The following is a 16,657-nucleotide window of genomic DNA, read 5'->3' on the forward strand; positions in this document are numbered from 1 at the left end:
GCGTGGGGCATCGGCACTTAAGTTGAGTCTGCATGACTCAGGTCTGTTGACTCTTTGGCGGGTGTCATGCATCCTTGAGTCAGATCCGCTCAAGTAGTTCTTCAGGAGGAATCGAAATGGCACGTGCGGTCGGCATCGACCTGGGCACGACTAACTCCGTCGTCAGCGTTCTCGAAGGCGGCGAGCCCACCGTCATCACCAACGCCGAAGGCGCCAGGACCACGCCGTCCGTCGTCGCCTTCGCGAAGAACGGCGAGGTGCTCGTCGGCGAGGTGGCCAAGCGTCAGGCCGTCACCAACGTCGACAGGACCATCCGCTCGGTCAAGCGCCACATGGGCACTGACTGGAAGATCGACCTCGACGGCAAGTCCTTCAACCCGCAGCAGATGAGCGCCTTCATCCTGCAGAAGCTGAAGCGCGACGCCGAGGCGTACCTGGGCGAGAAGGTGACCGACGCGGTCATCACCGTCCCGGCGTACTTCAACGACTCCGAGCGCCAGGCGACGAAGGAGGCCGGTGAGATCGCGGGCCTCAACGTCCTGCGCATCGTCAACGAGCCGACCGCCGCCGCGCTGGCGTACGGCCTGGACAAGGACGACCAGACGATCCTCGTCTTCGACCTCGGTGGCGGCACCTTCGACGTGTCGCTCCTGGAGATCGGTGACGGCGTCGTCGAGGTGAAGGCCACCAACGGTGACAACCACCTCGGTGGTGACGACTGGGACCAGCGCGTCGTCGACCACCTGGTGAAGCAGTTCGCCAACGGCCACGGCGTGGACCTGTCCAAGGACAAGATGGCTCTCCAGCGTCTCCGCGAAGCCGCGGAGAAGGCGAAGATCGAGCTCTCGTCCTCGACCGAGACCACGATCAACCTGCCCTACATCACGGCGTCCGCCGAGGGTCCGCTGCACCTGGACGAGAAGCTCACGCGCTCGCAGTTCCAGCAGCTGACCGCCGACCTGCTGGACCGGTGCAAGAGCCCGTTCCACAACGTCATCAAGGACGCGGGCATCGCGCTCTCCGAGATCGACCACGTCGTTCTCGTCGGAGGCTCGACCCGTATGCCGGCCGTCGCCGAGCTCGTCAAGGAGCTGACCGGTGGCCAGGACGCCAACAAGGGCGTGAACCCGGACGAGGTCGTCGCCATCGGCGCCTCGCTCCAGGCCGGTGTCCTGAAGGGTGAGGTCAAGGACGTCCTGCTCCTCGACGTCACCCCGCTGTCCCTCGGTATCGAGACCAAGGGCGGCATCATGACCAAGCTCATCGAGCGGAACACGACGATCCCGACCAAGCGGTCCGAGATCTTCACCACCGCCGAGGACAACCAGCCCTCCGTGCAGATCCAGGTCTACCAGGGCGAGCGCGAGATCGCGGCGTACAACAAGAAGCTCGGGATGTTCGAGCTGACGGGCCTGCCGCCGGCCCCGCGCGGGGTGCCGCAGATCGAGGTCACCTTCGACATCGACGCCAACGGCATCATGCACGTCGGAGCCAAGGACCTCGGCACCGGCAAGGAGCAGAAGATGACCGTCACCGGTGGCTCCTCGCTGCCGAAGGACGAGGTCAACCGGATGCGCGAAGAGGCCGAGCAGTACGCCGACGAGGACCACCGTCGCCGTGAGGCCGCCGAGTCGCGCAACCAGGGCGAGCAGCTCGTCTACCAGACGGAGAAGTTCCTCAAGGACAACGAGGACAAGGTCCCCGGCGACGTCAAGACGGAGGTGGAGACCGCGATCGGCGAGCTGAAGGAGAAGCTCAAGGGCGAGGACACCGCCGAGATCCGTACGGCCACCGAGAAGGTCGCCGCCGTCTCCCAGAAGCTGGGCCAGGCGATGTACGCCAACACCCAGGCCGATGGTGCGGCCGCCGGTGAGCCCGGTGCCGAGCAGGCCCGTCCGGCCGACGACGACGTCGTCGACGCCGAGATCGTGGACGACGAGAAGGACAGCAAGGGCGGTGCGGTGTGACGGAGGAGACCCCGGGTTTCGAGGAGAAGCCCGACGTCCCCTCCGGCGCCACCGACGACGACGCCGAGCCGAAGGCCGCCTCCGAGGAGGCGGCCCCGGCCGGGGACGCTGACCAGACCGCAGGTCTGACCGCGCAGCTGGACCAGGTACGCACGGCGCTCGCCGAGCGCACCGCGGACCTCCAGCGCCTTCAGGCCGAGTACCAGAACTACCGTCGCCGCGTCGAGCGGGACCGGGTCACGGTGAAGGAGATCGCCTCGGCGAACCTCCTGACCGAGCTCCTCCCCGTCCTCGACGACGTCGGCCGGGCCCGCGAGCACGGTGAGCTCGTCGGAGGCTTCAAGTCGGTGGCCGACTCCCTGGAGTCGATCGTCACCAAGCTGGGTCTCCAGCAGTTCGGCGAGGAGGGCGAGCCCTTCGACCCGACGATCCACGAAGCCCTGATGCACAGCTACGCGCCGGACGTCACGGAGACGACCTGCGTGGCGATCCTGCAGCCGGGGTACCGCTTCGGGGAGCGCACCATCCGCCCCGCGCGGGTGGCCGTCGCGGAGCCGCAGCCGGGCGCCACGCCCGCCGCGGCGAAGGAAGAGAAGGCAGACGACGAGGAGAGCGGTGGACCTACGGAGGTCTGACACCACGTCGGATCACCCGGTCGCACACCGACCGGCCGGGCGGCCGGCCCCAGGGCCGGCCGCCAGGGCCGTTCACAGGAACCGGCGTGGACCGGGGAGCGACCGCGCTCCCCGTGAGCCGGACCTGTCGTACGCGAGAGGCCCACGGCCGATCGTCCGGAAGGAGGGACGTCGATGAGCACGAAGGACTTCGTCGAGAAGGACTACTACAAGGTCCTCGGCGTCCCGAAGGACGCCACCGACGCCGAGATCAAGAAGGCGTACCGGAAGCTCGCCCGCGAGTTCCACCCGGACGCCAACAAGAGCGACGCCAAGGCCGAGGAGCGCTTCAAGGAGATCTCCGAGGCGAACGACGTCCTCGGGGACGCCAAGCGGCGCAAGGAGTACGACGAGGCGCGCGCCCTCTTCGGCAACGGCGGGTTCCGGCCCGGTCCCGGTGCCGGGGGCGGTTTCCCCGGCGGCTTCGACCTGGGCGACCTCTTCGGAGGTGCCCAGGGCGGTGCGGGCCAGGGCGGCGGCGGCTTCGGCGGCGGGGGCGGCCTCGGCGACGTGTTCGGCGGGCTGTTCAACCGCGGCGGCGGTGGCGCCGGTACCCGGGTGCAGCCGCGCCGGGGCCAGGACATCGAGACCGAGGTGACGCTCAGCTTCACCGAGGCCGTCGACGGGGCCACGGTCCCGCTGCGGATGTCCAGCCAGGCACCCTGCAAGGCGTGCTCCGGCACCGGTGACAAGAACGGCACCCCGCGGGTCTGCCCGACCTGCGTCGGTACGGGACAGGTCTCGCGCGGCAGCGGTGGCGGGTTCTCGCTCACCGACCCGTGCGTGGACTGCAAGGGCCGCGGCCTGATCGCCGAGAACCCCTGCGAGGTCTGCAAGGGCAGCGGACGCGCCAAGTCCGCCCGCACCATGCAGGTCCGCATCCCGGCGGGCGTCTCCGACGGGCAGCGCATCCGGCTGCGCGGCAAGGGCGGCCAGGGCGAGCGCGGCGGTCCGGCCGGCGACCTCTACGTCGCCGTCCACGTCGACGCGCACCCGGTCTTCGGCCGCAAGGGCGACAACCTCACGGTCACCGTGCCCGTCACCTTCCCCGAGGCGGCGCTCGGCGGCGAGGTGAAGGTGCCCACGCTCGGTGGCCCTCCGGTCACCCTCAAGATCCCCGCCGGTACCCCGAACGGGCGTACGATGCGCGCCCGTGGCAAGGGCGCCGTGCGCAAGGACGGCACCCGGGGCGACCTGCTCGTCACCGTGGAGGTCGCGGTCCCCACCGAGCTGGGCGACGAAGCCAGAGAAGCGCTGGAGGCCTACCGCAAGGCGACCGCGGCCCAGGACCCGCGGGCCGACCTGTTCCAGGCCGCGAAGGGAGCTTGAGATGGACGGCCGCCGACGTAATCCGTACGAACTGACCGATGAGACCCCGGTGTACGTGATCTCGATCGCGGCCCAGCTCTCGGGCCTGCACCCGCAGACGCTCCGTCAGTACGACCGCCTCGGCCTGGTCTCCCCGGACCGCACGGCCGGGCGCGGGCGGCGTTACTCGGCCCGTGACATCGAACTGCTGCGCAACGTCCAGCAGTTGTCCCAGGACGAGGGCATCAACCTGGCCGGCATCAAGCGCATCATCGAGCTGGAGAACCAGGTCGCCGCGCTCCAGCAGCGCGTCGTCGAGCTGTCCGACGCGGTGGACGGGGCGGCGGTCGCCATGCGGCAGGCCGAGGCCCAGGTGCACGCCTCGTACCGGCGCGACCTCGTGCCGTACCAGGACGTGCAGCAGACCAGTGCGCTGGTCGTCTGGCGGCCCAAGCGGCCGAAGGACTGACGCCGGACGGGCGCGTGCCGCCCGTCCCGCGCGTGGGGCCCGCCTTCCGGTGATCGCCGGGAGCGGGCCCTTCCTTCGTGCGGGGTGTGCCGTGCGGAGCCGGCCGTCAGTCGTCCTCGTTGAGGATGCCCGACTGGGCGATCAGGAAGCCGAGTTGGGCGCGGCTGCTGCTGCCGAGGGTGGCGGCGAGCTTGGCGATGTGCGCGCGGCAGGTGCGTACGTTCATCCCGAGCCGGCGCGCGATCGAGTCGTCCACGTGCCCCTCGACGAGGAGGTGGGCGATGGAGCGCTGGACGGCGCTGATGCCGTCCGGCGTCGGCTCGTACCGGACCTCCTCCAGCAGCGGGGTGGCGCGGGTCCAGAACTTCTCGAAGACCGACGCGAGATAGGCGACAAGCCCCGGGTGGCGCAGTTCCAGGGCCACTTGGCGGTCGTCCTGGGCCGGGATGAACGCGACGGTGCGGTCGAAGACGATGAGGCGCTCGATGAGTTCTTCGGACGTCCTGATCTCCACGTTCACGTCGGCGATGCGTTCCGCGTAGGCCAGGGTGCTGGGGCTGTAGCGGACCGTGTGCTGGTACAGCGTCCGCATCCGGATGCCGCGGTCCACGACGGAGAGGCCGCGCTCCAGCGCCTTGCCCAGCCGGTCCTCGTTCCGGCCGCCGCCGGGCTGGATGGTGAGGACCTCGGTGCGGCACTCCGCGGTGGCGATGTCCAGGGCGCCGTTGATACGGTTCACGCCCTCCAGCACGGTGATGGCGTGGGTGGCCGGCGGCCCCTGTGCGCTGATCTCCATGAAGGGCTGGAAGGACTGGGCGAGCCGGACCGAGTGCCGTCTGCGCTCCTGTATCTCGCGCTCCAGGGGGTTCACGTGCTGCGCGAGGGCGGTGGACGGCGGTACGGGCCGCAGCCAGTTCGGGTCGTCGGGATCAGCGTGCAGCAGGGCGAACTCCATGAGGCACGGCGCGGGTTCGACCTCGTCGCGCGCGATGCGTCCGGAGCGCAGTGCGCCCGAATAGAGGCGCTTTCCGTCCTCACACAGTTCGGTGATCCCATGAGGATGTGTCTTTTTTGTGTCGCTTGTGATCATTTCTCCACCCCCCAGGTTCCTGAACATGCAAGAACATGATGCATCGACTCTGTGGTGTTCACAGGGTCGCGTGAGACATCGTCTTAGGAGCGGGGGAGATGAATCCACAAGTGAGGACGAAGCCGACTATGGATAAGCGAATGCTTCGCTCGGTGCTTGCCGCCTCGTTCGTCGCGGCCTTGGGTTTTGGGCTGTTGGGCGCGGGCGACATCGGCTGGGACGGTGAGGCGGCTGCTGTCCCGGGGGACATTGGCTGGGACGACGAAGCCCGGGCGACGCCCGGTGACATCGGCTGGGACTCGTTGAACAAGGTCCAGGGCGACATCGGCTGGGACTCGCTCGCAGCGGTCCAGGCGGACATCGGCTGGCCCGTGCCGGGCAAGGGCCAGGGCGACATCGGCTGGGACTCGTTGAACAAGGCTCAGGGCGACATCGGCTGGGACTCGCTCGCCGCAGTCCAGGCCGACATCGGCTGGGACTCGCTGAACAAGGTCCAGGGTGACATCGGCTGGGACTCGCTTCCGGCCTCCGTAGGCGCATGACCACCCCGCCGGACGACCGGATCTTCCGGCGCGAGATGGCCTCCGCCTATCGCTCGGGGTGGCACTTCGTCGATCTGCTCACCGCACTGCCGGGCCCGGGTGACTCGTTGATGGTCACCCTGCTCGGTGAACCTGTAGTCGTCGTGATGGAGGAGGGCGAAGAGATTCGCGCCTACCGCTGTCTGCGCAGGCCACGTGGCGCCCCACAGCCCGTCCGCTGCGCCGTCCGGTACGGCATGATCTTCGTCAATCTGGACCAGCGCGACCATGAACTGTTCGACCCCGAGACCATCTCCGCCACCCCCCGAAGCGCTTGAGCGATTCCCCCGAAGTACAGCATCGCTCAAGTGCTGTCCCCCACACAGCGGCGCCACCGTGACCTGACACGGTGGCGCCGTTGTGCTTGCCCCGGGACGTTTCGCCGGCGCCCGGTCAGGCCCGGCCCAGCGCCCGGTCGAGGGCGATCTCGATGACGACACGGGTCGGGTTGACCCTCGGCTCGCGTCCGTAGCGCTCGGTGTGGCGCCGTTCGGCGTCCTCGACGGCCTCCCGCTCCGTACGGATCGTCGCGCGGCCCTCCAGCGTCGCCCAGCGCGCGCGGTGCATCTGGCAGACCGCGACCCGCGCGCCCTCCGGTCCCGCCGCCCGGATGTGGGCGACCTTGCGGCTCCCGCCGTCGGTGATGATGCGGGCCAGCCCCGCCCCGGGGTCGTACGTCACGCAGACGGGCACCACGTGCGGGGTGCCGTCCGGGCGCAGGGTGGTCAGGGTGCAGAGGTGGTACTCGCGCCAGAAGGCGAGGTACTCGGGGCTGGGGTTGCGTACGTCGACGGCCATGGCCGAAGCGTATGAGCCGTACCGCGATCCGCTTTCCGCGCCCTCGCCGGACCCGGCCCGCTCGAATCCCAGGCTTGAGTGGAATAGACTCAACTTTGTGCACGTTGGTCGAAGCATGGGCCCGGTGCAGAGCCTGGGCAATACGCGATCGTTGAGGAGGAGACAGCGCACGTGGACGCCGAGCTGACGAACAAGAGCAGGGACGCCCTCACCGCGGCCACCAGCAGGGCCGTGAAGGACGGACACCCCGATCTCACCCCCGCGCACCTGCTGCTCGCGCTGCTCGCGGGCGAGGACAACGAGAACATCATCGATCTGCTGGCCGCCGTGGAGGCCGACCAGGCCGCCGTACGCACGGAGACCGAGCGGCTGCTCGGCGCGCTGCCCAGCGTCACCGGTTCCACCGTGGCACCGCCGCAGCCCAACCGCGAGCTGCTCGCCGTCGTCGAGGACGCCGCGCGCCGCGCCAAGGACCTCGGCGACGAGTACGTGTCCACCGAGCACCTTCTGATCGCGGTCGCCGAGAAGGGCGGCCGCGTCGGTGAGATCCTCGGGGCTCAGGGGGCCGGTGCGAAGAAGCTGCTGGCCGCGTTCGAGAAGAGCAGGGGAGGGCGACGGGTGACCACACCCGACCCGGAGGGTCAGTACAAGGCCCTGGAGAAGTTCGGTACGGACTTCACGGCGGCGGCCCGTGAGGGCAAGCTCGACCCGGTCATCGGCCGGGACCAAGAGATCCGCCGCGTCGTACAGGTGCTGTCGCGGCGTACGAAGAACAACCCGGTCCTCATCGGCGAACCCGGCGTCGGCAAGACCGCCGTGGTCGAAGGGCTCGCCCAGCGCATCGTCAAGGGCGACGTGCCCGAGTCGCTGCGCGACAAGCGGCTGGTCTCCCTCGACCTCGGGGCGATGGTCGCGGGCGCGAAGTACCGCGGCGAGTTCGAGGAGCGGCTGAAGACCGTCCTCTCCGAGATCAAGGAGAGCGACGGCAAGGTCATCACCTTCATCGACGAGCTGCACACCGTCGTCGGTGCCGGAGCCGGCGGCGACTCCGCCATGGACGCGGGCAACATGCTCAAGCCCATGCTGGCCCGCGGCGAGCTGCGGATGGTCGGCGCGACCACGCTCGACGAGTACCGCGAGCGGATCGAGAAGGACCCCGCCCTGGAGCGCCGCTTCCAGCAGGTGCTGGTCGCCGAGCCCAGCGTCGAGGACACCATCGCGATCCTGCGCGGCCTCAAGGGGCGTTACGAGGCACACCACAAGGTCTCCATCGCGGACGCCGCGCTGGTGGCCGCCGCGACCCTGTCCGACCGCTACATCACCTCCCGCTTCCTCCCGGACAAGGCGATCGACCTCGTGGACGAGGCCGCCTCCCGGCTGCGCATGGAGATCGACTCCTCGCCCGTCGAGATCGACGAGCTCCAGCGCGCCGTGGACCGCCTCCACATGGAGGAGCTGGCGCTGAAGAACGAGACCGACGCCGCCTCCCGGCAGCGGCTGGAGAAGCTCCGCCGCGACCTCGCCGACAAGGAGGAGGAGCTGCGCGGACTCACCGCCCGCTGGGAGAAGGAGAAGCAGGGCCTCAACCGGGTCGGTGAGCTGAAGGAACGTCTCGACGACCTGCGCGGCCAGGCCGAACGCGCCCAGCGCGACGGCGACTTCGACACCGCGTCCAAGCTCCTCTACGGCGAGATCCCCGGCCTGGAACGCGAGTTGGAGGAGGCGACCGAGGCCGAGCAGGTGGCGGCCGAGGCACCCAAGGAGACCCTGGTCAAGGACGAGGTCGGCTCCGACGACATCGCCGACGTGGTCGGCGCCTGGACGGGCATCCCGGCCGGCCGGCTGCTGGAGGGCGAGACGCAGAAGCTGCTGCGGATGGAGGAGGAGCTCGGCAAGCGCCTGATCGGCCAGAGCGAGGCCGTCCGCGCCGTGTCGGACGCGGTACGCCGCACCCGGGCCGGGATCGCCGACCCCGACCGGCCCACCGGCTCGTTCCTCTTCCTCGGCCCCACCGGCGTCGGCAAGACGGAGCTCGCGAAGGCGCTGGCGGACTTCCTCTTCGACGACGAACGGGCCATGGTCCGCGTCGACATGAGCGAGTACAGCGAGAAGCACAGCGTCGCCCGGCTCGTCGGCGCCCCGCCCGGCTACGTCGGTTACGAGGAGGGCGGCCAGCTCACGGAGGCGGTCCGCCGCCGCCCGTACAGCGTCGTCCTGCTGGACGAGGTGGAGAAGGCGCACCCGGAGGTCTTCGACATCCTGCTCCAGGTGCTGGACGACGGCCGGCTCACGGACGGCCAGGGCCGGACGGTGGACTTCCGCAACACCATCCTGATCCTGACGTCCAACCTCGGCAGCCAGTTCCTGGTCGACCCGCTGCTCAAGCCCGAGGCGAAGAAGGACCGGGTGCTGGAGGTCGTACGGGCCTCGTTCAAGCCGGAGTTCCTGAACCGGCTGGACGACCTGGTCGTCTTCTCCGCGCTCACCGGCGACGAACTCGCCCACATCGCGGGGCTCCAGATCGGCCGCCTCGCCAAGCGGCTCGCCGACCGGCAGCTCACCCTCGACGTCACCCCGGCCGCACTGGCCTGGCTCGCCGAGAAGGGCAACGACCCGGCCTACGGCGCCCGGCCGCTGCGCCGCCTCATCCAGACGGCGATCGGCGACCAGCTCGCCCGGGAGATCCTCGCGGGCGAGATCGCGGACGGCGACACCGTACGCGTGGACGTGTCCGGGGACGCCGAGACCGGCGGGGACACCGGACTGATCGTGGGGGCGGCGCGCTGAGGGCGGCACGGGCTTCGGTCCGGTGCGGCTGAGGGCGGCACGGGCTTCGGTCCGGTGCGGCTGAAGCGTCGGTCAGACGTTGAAGGGGCGGAAGTGTACGAGGACGGTGCCGCCGTCCTCGTACACGACCGTCACGTCTGCGGCCACCGCCCCGTCCGGCGGCGGTTCGCCCAGCTCCAGATATGTGCCGGCGTCGTCGTCGTCGCAGGACTTCGCGCGGAGTCCGGTGTCCGCGACATCGGGGAAGGCCGAATCCAGCCAGGCGGTCAGTTCCCGCGCGGTGGTGCGGAAGCGGACGTCGTACTCGGTGTCCATGACTCCCCGGGTCTCACACCGCCGGTCGTACGCGCCTGCGGGGAGCTCCCTGCGGGCGAACGTCATCGCCTCGTCGCAGGAGACCTTCGTCCCCGAGTCCGCGTCGGGGAAGAGCATGCCGGTCATGGCGGCGAAGACGAACCAGCCGACCGCGCCGAGCATGACCGCGCCGGTGCCGGCCACCAGCGTCAGCGGCAGCGCCCAGACCCAGGGACGCGCCCGCCGCGCAGGCCGGGGAGCCGGAGAGGACGAGGGGTGCTCCTGGGGGCCTTGTGGTCCCTGGTCCCTCGGCGCTTCCCGGACGTGGTGAGACTTCTGGGCTTCGTGAGACTCCTGGGCTTCCTGAGGTCTGTCCACGGTCTGCCTCCCGTGCGCCGGTCCCGGCTCCGGCTCTGGAAGACGCCGGCCGGTGGCGAAGCGTTCCCCGTTCGCGCGGCAGGAGGATCATGTTGTCCGCCGGGAGCGGATCGACCCTGCTGGGGGTTGCCATTCCCCGCCCGCCATGGGGGAGGATGGCGTACAACCGCACGAAGGGAAATAACGGTGAGCATCGATCCGTCCTCGATTCCTAATTTCGGGGGCCAGCCCGAACCGCAGGCGGCAGGACCGGAGGGCCCCGTCGTCCCTGACCAGGACCTCGTCAAGCAGCTCCTGGAGCAGATGGAGCTCAAGTTCGTCGTCGACGACGAGGGCGACCTCGCGGCGCCGTGGGAAGAGTTCCGCACGTACTTCATGTTCCGCGGTGAGGCGGACCAGCAGGTCTTCTCGGTGCGGACTTTCTACGACCGCCCGCACGCCCTCGACCAGCGTGCCGTCCTGCTGGACGCCATCGACGACTGGAACCGCCGCACCCTGTGGCCCAAGGTCTACACGCACTCCCACGAGGGCGAGGAGGGCGAGGCCGGTTCGGTCCGCCTGATCGGTGAGGCGCAGATGCTCATCGGCACCGGCGTCAACCTGGAGCACTTCGTCTCCTCCACGGTGAGCTGGGTCCGCGCCTCCATCGAGTTCGACAAGTGGCTCGTCGAGCGCCTCGGCCTCGCGCCGGCCGAGGACAAGGCCGAGGAGTCCGCGGACGAGACGCCCGAGGGCTGACCCACCGCGCTCCGCGGGCCGCACCCGCACGACGCCCGGCCGGGCGGCGGTCACCACGACCGCCGACCCGGCCGTCGGTGTTTCCGGGGGCGGGGGCGTTCGATTCGCCGTGTTGCCCGCCGGGGGCGGGACTGTAAGGAATGCGCGGGCCGAACCTGGGGCTACGGCACCGCACACTGATCCACCACGGAAGGCGAACAGCCCTCATCCGGCCAGAGTTCCGACAAAGGATTCTGCCTCCGCGATGCCAGGGGGCAGCAAGCGTACGGACTCGTTTTCTTCGTCGAACTCGATCAGTTTTTCCCTGTGTGCCGGACGTAGGACATCCCGTCGAAAACGTGAGCGACTCGGATGTTCCAGCCATGTGATCAGGTCCCGCTCCTCGACTTCCCCAGTTTCAGGGAGGAGGAGAAGGAGCATCTTCTTCTTCCAGGAGATGCCTGTGAGTAGAACACGCTTTCTTCTTCCGTCTGACCAGAGTTGTGGGACCTCGCGCTCGATGAGGCTATCGACAACGGTGGCAGCCTGTTCCGTCGTCAGGGAGTGGAAGAAACGCACCAATTCGGCCATGAGCCACTTGCTTATGTAGAGGACCGCTGTGGCGTCCATCTGGCTTGGGTCGACGTCTCCACCTGCATGCCCGACTCCGCGGTTGTTCCGAATTTCATAGAGCGCGATCAGCATGCGCGGAATCTGAATCCTGATGGATCGCGGGAAGCCTTGCCTGCGTTCCAGAGCCTGGCAGGCGGCCAACATGTTGTTAGGCTTGGACGATCGATCCGCGTACGAATCGTCCATGTGGCCGACAATGGCAGTGTAAATAGCCTCGCAGAGTTTCCCACCATTCAGTTCTGCTGGTTCCCATCGGCGTTCGCGGTAATTCCGGACGATCTGGTTGAATGATCCGATCAGATCTCCGCGTAATCCCTCCGGGAGGCCGGAGAGGGCGCAATCGGGGGTTAGTTTCATTTAGGAAGCAATCATTTCTTGGACACGCACGAGACCTTCGTGCGTAAGCTTGTACGTTTTACGTGCCTGCTTGGCGGCACCGGACTTCCTCAGCTGGATGATCCTGGTGGGTTTCCTTACCTGATTGCTTTCCAAGGCCATCGTCACGTGCTTGACGGCGTGGCCAAGATGCTTCAGCTCCTGGTTGAGGTGAGCCGCTTGGAAGGAAGGCTGGTCGCGAACTGCCTGGAACCAGTAGCCGGCCACCAGGACCCTCTCGACATCCGTCGACGGGTTCGCCCGGTTGTAGAGCTCCGCGAAGTGCTCGAATTTCGGCCTATCGGTCTCCGATTTTTCCTCCGGGGCGCCGTGGAGCGCGCTGTACGGCAGCTCGTGTCCTGCCTCGACGCTTTCCTGCCTCGGGGCGGGGACTGGCAGGGGAACACCGAAACGCTCGGCCGCCCAACGAAGCACTCTCCCCTGGGCGTCCCCCTCCAGAGCGTGAAGCGCTTCCGCCAGGGCGGTCATGGCTTCGATTTCCGGGTCTTTCATCTCTCTCCTCGGCTGTCCGGTCACAACGTTTCCTGCTCGATCTTGCGGTGCTCTTGGCGATGCGGACGGCTTCGCTGCGGTGCGTTCTCATGCAGCCGCGTTAGGCTGCACACGCCTACGAGTAAAGCCTTACAGAATCTCAGAGTGGTTGATTTATTGCAATGCGGAATCGATGTGGAAGTGTGTTCGATGCGCGGTCGGCTCGGTTCGCGAAATGAGTTTCGTGTACACGCTTTTAGTATTATCGGAAAAGAAGAGGGATGGTGGAGTGTCCGCGACGCATACGCGCGCCGTCACGAAACTGCTCCTGTACCCCTGTGGCGCGATCATTTGCTTTGAGTTCTGGGGCGCGAGCCAGCCCCAGACCGGCAGGCCGGCCTGGGGCTGATCATTTTCGGGACTCCGCGTGCTGGTCTCGGTCGCGGACGGGCCTACACGTTGCCTAGAGCGACGCGGCCCGGGTATGCACCGCTGACGGGACCGCGATTTTCTGCCCGCAGCAAGGACACTCCGTCAGGGATGCGAGGTCGACTCGCCAAGGTCCCACCCACACCTTGCGGGCTTCGATCTCTTGTCGTTCCCTTTCGTCACGGAGTTGACCCATCGCGCGCGCCATCCGGGCCAAACAGGAGTGGCGTTCCTGCGTCTGCCGCTGTTCGAAGCCCAGGCGCCACCACGAAACCTCCGAAGCGTCGAAGGACGTCTTGCAGTGCAGATTGACCAGACCGACGACCTCGGCGAGATCGACGGGTACGTGGGGGTTGTGGATACCGTTGATGAATGCTTCCACGACTTCTTCTTTCGTGGGCGGCCGATATCGCGCGCTGTCCACGGGGACCATGACGTCGGAGAATACCTTTTGCACCTGCTGGAGCATCCATGTCTCGGCGGAGGTGGGGTAGATCCTGGGGCCTGCCGTTCGTCCGTTCTTGTAGCGCACCACGCCAACGGAGGAAAGCCTGCTCACGCACTGCTGCGCATTTCGAGTCTCGAAGGAGTAGCCATAGACCCGCTGCGCAACGCCTTCCCACGTCATCCAGACGGGGTACGGCTCCACCGTACGGGCTCGGTTCAGCACCTTGTAGATCTTCGTTCCCACGGGAAATGTCTTCGGCACAGGGAGAGGCTAGGCACGCGACGGGATGAGTGGTGCTCGCGGTCCAAGATCTACACGATCGAGTGATTTTACGAAAAGAGTGCCAGCGGAGGACCGCTCTCGCTCGGGCACGCGGACGGCCGGGGCAGCCCTGGCCCGTCCGTCGCCCAGAGGAGACCTGCGATCACTCGCGTACGAGTCAACCGCTCACTGCTCGTTGACGCTTCGCCACGCGCGGAATCCACCACGGCACCCAGGTGGGGTCACATTCTCCCGAGGCGCTCCACGGCCTGCCGGAGCACTTCCTCGCGCTTGCAGAACGCGAACCGTACCTGGGTGCGGCCCGCCTCCCGGTCGTCGTAGAAGACGGAGTTGGGGACGGCCACGACGCCGGCGCGCTCGGGGAGGGCGCGGCAGAAGGCGACGCCGTCCTTCTCGCCCAGGGGTGCGACGTCGGTGGTGACGAAGTAGGTCCCCTGGGGCCGGTACACCTCGAAGCCGGCGGCGGTGAGGCCGGCCGTGAGCAGGTCGCGCTTGGCGCGCAGGTCGTCGCGGAAGCCGGTGAAGAACGCGTCGGGGAGGGCCAGGGCCTCGGCCACGGCGTACTGGAGCGGGCCGCCGCTCACGAAGGTGAGGTACTGCTTCGCGGTACGGACGGCGGTGACCAGGGCGGCGGAGCCGGTGACCCAGCCGATCTTCCAGCCCGTGTACGAGAACGTCTTGCCGGCCGAGGAGATGGAGACGGTCCGGTCGCGCATCCCGGGCAGGGAGACGAGCGGGATGTGGTCGCCGTCGAAGGCGAGGTGCTCGTAGACCTCGTCGGTGACGACCAGGAGGTCGTGCTCGACGGCGAGTTCGGCGATGGCGGACAGTTCCTCGCGGGTGAGGACCATGCCGGTCGGGTTGTGCGGGCTGTTCAGGAGGAGCAGCCGGGTGCGCGGGGTGATGGCGTCCCGGAGCGCGTCCAGGTCGGGGCGGAAGTCCGGGGCGCGCAGGGTGAGGGGGACGCGGACGCCGCCGGCCATGGCGATGCACGCCGCGTACGAGTCGTAGAAGGGCTCGAAGGCGATGACCTCGTCGCCCGGCTCCAGGAGGGCCAGCATGCTCGCGGCGATGGCCTCGGTGGCGCCCGCGGTGACCAGGACCTCGGTGTCGGGGTCGAAGGCGAGGCCGTAGAACCGGCGCTGGTGGCCGGCGACGGCCGTACGGAGTTCGGGGATGCCCGGGCCCGGCGGGTACTGGTTGCCCTTCCCCTCGCGCAGGGCGCGGACCGCGGCCTCCCGGACCCCCTCGGGGCCGTCGGTGTCGGGAAAGCCCTGCCCCAGGTTGATGGCTCCGGTCGTGAGCGCCAGGGCCGACATCTCCGCGAAGATCGTCGTCCCGTGCCCGTCCAGCCTGCGGTTCAGCAGTGGCCTGCGGCTCATCTCTCCACCGTCCTCGATGCGGGCCGGCGTCTCCGGGACCCATGGTCATCCTGTCGGCAAGCTCTGGAGTTGCTCAAGTCCGCTTTGGCGCGGATACGGGCGGGGCATCCCGCAGACATCCGGATGGGGTTTCGGAGGCGGCGGGGGCCGCCACGGGGGACGGAAGGATGTGAGGGGCGTGACGTACGTCCTGATGGCGCTGATCGCGCTGGCGGTGGCGGGGGTCGTCGTGACGGCCGTGAGGTGGTCGGGGAGGAACCGGCCGGCGTCCGGCGGATCCGGGCCCCGGAGCGGACCGCGCGGGTACACGGTGAGCACGAAGAAGGCGCGCCGCTCCTCGGGGCGCGGGCGGTCGTCCGGGGACAGCTGGTGGGCCGGTGACGGCGGTTCGTCCGGGGACGGTGGTTCCAGCCACTCGAGCGGGCACTCCGGTGGGCACTCGTGCGGGGGCGGGCACTCGTGCGGCGGGGGATCCTCGTGCGGCGGGGGAGGCGGCTGCGGCAGCAGCTGACGCGGTCCGGTGCGCGCCGGTGGGCGCTCGTGGAGAGAAAGTGCGGGGCCCGGCGGGGGTGATCAACTCCGGCCGGGCCCCGTCGTGTTGTGGATCTTCGGCGCGGCCGGGGCCGCACGGGGGCTTTCTGGTTGAACAGTTGAGCTGTATTGCCCCCCAGGGGATGGAAACCACGTCAAGTTGGTCAAAAACGCGGTGAGTACGGCGTAGTTCGTGATTCCCTCGTTTGACAGAACATTTCAGCCCACGGACCCCAGTTGGGCCGGATCTGGTGCCTCCCACCTCCCCACGTCTCTCCTCCGGTGGCGCCCCCTGCTCATGTGTCCCTGCGTTTGCGGAGCCGACCCATGCTCACGTCCCTCCAGACGGCCTATTCCGACACCCGCGCTGCCGACCTGGCGTGGGCGCTCGGCAGGGAGCCGCTGCCCGCCCTCGCCGTGCTGGATCTCCAGCTCGGCGGCGCCACCATGCAGTTGAGGCTGCTCGGTGCCTCACATCAGGTCCTGTTGAAGGAGGGTGGCGACACCTGTTCGGAGACCGTGGCATGCCTCCCGGGTACGCGTACCCCGCTGCCCTTGGGGGTGGCCGAGCGACTGGGCGACCGGGAGTACGAGTTCGCCGCGCGTGTGGAGACCCTCAACGAGGGGCAATTCGCTGCGCGGGCCCAGGAGTTGCTCGCGCTGGTGGCCGAGCACCCGCACGGGCTGGCGGGCACTTTTCCGGGCAGCCCGTACGCCTTCACCGCGATGCTGGCCCAGTGTTCGGAGGGGCAGGTGCGGTGGCGTACGTGGCACGCGTACCCGCAGGAGGGGCAGTTGGTCGCCACGCGGACCCGGGTCGGGGTGCGGATTCCGGCGCAGCCGAGTGGAGTGGCGGTACCCAGGGCGGGGGCGAGTGAGGGCGCGGGAAGTGTTCCGGCGTTCGTTGAGCACTCAACTCCCCTGATGGCTACGGTCTTTCCGGCCGCTTCGGCGGTGTCCGGGGTGCCCGCTGTTTCCGCCGGGGCCGGTGCGCCCGCCCTGGTGCTCTGAGGTGACCGAAA

At 68.6% G+C, this 16,657-nt stretch carries 15 protein-coding genes and 1 pseudogene; 9 read left to right on the plus strand and 7 right to left on the minus strand.

What is annotated here, in order from left to right; genetic code table 11:
* Positions 1-116: 116 nt before the first annotated feature.
* The 4 genes from dnaK (at position 117) to ACWCSV_RS24565 (ending at position 4,418) form a co-directional block, all read left to right on the plus strand.
* On the plus strand, positions 117-1,967 hold the full coding sequence (gene dnaK / locus ACWCSV_RS24550) for a molecular chaperone DnaK (RefSeq protein ID WP_451145591.1): 1,851 nt from the start codon (positions 117-119) through the stop codon (positions 1,965-1,967).
* Entirely contained in the window at positions 1,964-2,602 is a 639-nt protein-coding gene (gene grpE / locus ACWCSV_RS24555) for a nucleotide exchange factor GrpE (RefSeq protein WP_327176989.1), read from the plus strand. The genes dnaK and grpE overlap by 4 nt, the downstream gene beginning before the upstream one ends.
* 174 nt (positions 2,603-2,776) lie before the next feature.
* Positions 2,777-3,970, plus strand: a complete 1,194-nt coding sequence (dnaJ, locus tag ACWCSV_RS24560) for a molecular chaperone DnaJ (protein ID WP_451145593.1) — start codon at positions 2,777-2,779, stop codon at positions 3,968-3,970.
* 1 nt (position 3,971) lies between these two features.
* Positions 3,972-4,418: a heat shock protein transcriptional repressor HspR gene (locus ACWCSV_RS24565; RefSeq protein ID WP_451145595.1), complete on the plus strand. Its 447-nt coding sequence runs from the start codon at positions 3,972-3,974 to the stop codon at positions 4,416-4,418.
* 106 nt (positions 4,419-4,524) lie between these two features.
* Here the strand turns inward: ACWCSV_RS24565 and ACWCSV_RS24570 are convergent, their stop codons facing one another.
* Entirely contained in the window at positions 4,525-5,508 is a 984-nt protein-coding gene (locus tag ACWCSV_RS24570; protein WP_451145597.1) for a helix-turn-helix transcriptional regulator, read from the minus strand.
* 140 nt (positions 5,509-5,648) lie between these two features.
* On the opposite strand from ACWCSV_RS24570, the gene ACWCSV_RS24575 reads away from it, so the two are divergent.
* The gene (locus ACWCSV_RS24575; protein ID WP_451145599.1) at positions 5,649-6,050 is read left to right on the plus strand and encodes a hypothetical protein; all 402 of its coding nucleotides are present in this window, start codon (positions 5,649-5,651) and stop codon (positions 6,048-6,050) included.
* Positions 6,047-6,367: a (2Fe-2S)-binding protein gene (locus tag ACWCSV_RS24580; protein WP_275492963.1), complete on the plus strand. Its 321-nt coding sequence runs from the start codon at positions 6,047-6,049 to the stop codon at positions 6,365-6,367. The genes ACWCSV_RS24575 and ACWCSV_RS24580 overlap by 4 nt, the downstream gene beginning before the upstream one ends.
* A gap of 115 nt (positions 6,368-6,482) precedes the next feature.
* Here ACWCSV_RS24580 and ACWCSV_RS24585 read toward each other — a convergent pair whose 3' ends face one another.
* Positions 6,483-6,887, minus strand: coding sequence for a pyridoxamine 5'-phosphate oxidase family protein (locus ACWCSV_RS24585; RefSeq protein WP_451011491.1), 405 nt, complete (start codon positions 6,885-6,887; stop codon positions 6,483-6,485).
* 171 nt (positions 6,888-7,058) lie between these two features.
* Here ACWCSV_RS24585 and clpB point away from each other — a divergent pair, with 171 nt between their 5' ends.
* The gene (clpB, locus tag ACWCSV_RS24590) at positions 7,059-9,674 is read left to right on the plus strand and encodes an ATP-dependent chaperone ClpB (protein WP_451145601.1); all 2,616 of its coding nucleotides are present in this window, start codon (positions 7,059-7,061) and stop codon (positions 9,672-9,674) included.
* Between the two features lie 72 nt (positions 9,675-9,746).
* On the opposite strand, the gene ACWCSV_RS24595 is transcribed toward clpB, so the two are convergent.
* Positions 9,747-10,172 (minus strand): hypothetical protein, encoded by a 426-nt coding sequence (locus ACWCSV_RS24595; RefSeq protein ID WP_451145603.1) that lies wholly within the window; start codon positions 10,170-10,172, stop codon positions 9,747-9,749.
* Positions 10,173-10,532: 360 nt separating this feature from the next.
* On the opposite strand from ACWCSV_RS24595, the gene ACWCSV_RS24600 reads away from it, so the two are divergent.
* Entirely contained in the window at positions 10,533-11,084 is a 552-nt protein-coding gene (locus ACWCSV_RS24600) for a YbjN domain-containing protein (RefSeq protein ID WP_451145605.1), read from the plus strand.
* Between the two features lie 204 nt (positions 11,085-11,288).
* Here the strand turns inward: ACWCSV_RS24600 and ACWCSV_RS24605 are convergent, their stop codons facing one another.
* The 4 genes from ACWCSV_RS24605 to ACWCSV_RS24620 all read right to left on the minus strand — a co-directional run bounded on the left by ACWCSV_RS24605 (position 11,289) and on the right by ACWCSV_RS24620 (position 15,104).
* Positions 11,289-12,053 carry a hypothetical protein gene (locus ACWCSV_RS24605; RefSeq protein WP_451145607.1) on the minus strand — a complete coding sequence of 255 codons (765 nt, stop codon included), beginning with the start codon at positions 12,051-12,053 and terminating at the stop codon, positions 11,289-11,291.
* Entirely contained in the window at positions 12,054-12,608 is a 555-nt protein-coding gene (locus ACWCSV_RS24610) for a hypothetical protein (protein ID WP_451145609.1), read from the minus strand.
* 418 nt (positions 12,609-13,026) lie between these two features.
* Positions 13,027-13,683 (minus strand): hypothetical protein, encoded by a 657-nt coding sequence (locus tag ACWCSV_RS24615; protein ID WP_451145611.1) that lies wholly within the window; start codon positions 13,681-13,683, stop codon positions 13,027-13,029.
* 260 nt (positions 13,684-13,943) lie between these two features.
* The gene (locus ACWCSV_RS24620; RefSeq protein WP_451145613.1) at positions 13,944-15,104 is read right to left on the minus strand and encodes a pyridoxal phosphate-dependent aminotransferase; all 1,161 of its coding nucleotides are present in this window, start codon (positions 15,102-15,104) and stop codon (positions 13,944-13,946) included.
* Positions 15,105-15,962: 858 nt separating this feature from the next.
* Between ACWCSV_RS24620 and ACWCSV_RS24625 the strand changes: the two are divergent.
* Positions 15,963-16,472: pseudogene (locus ACWCSV_RS24625) on the plus strand (DUF2617 family protein); the annotation flags it as partial.
* Positions 16,473-16,657: the final 185 nt, after the last annotated feature.

The sequence above is a fragment of the Streptomyces sp. NPDC001770 genome, assembly GCF_053596135.1.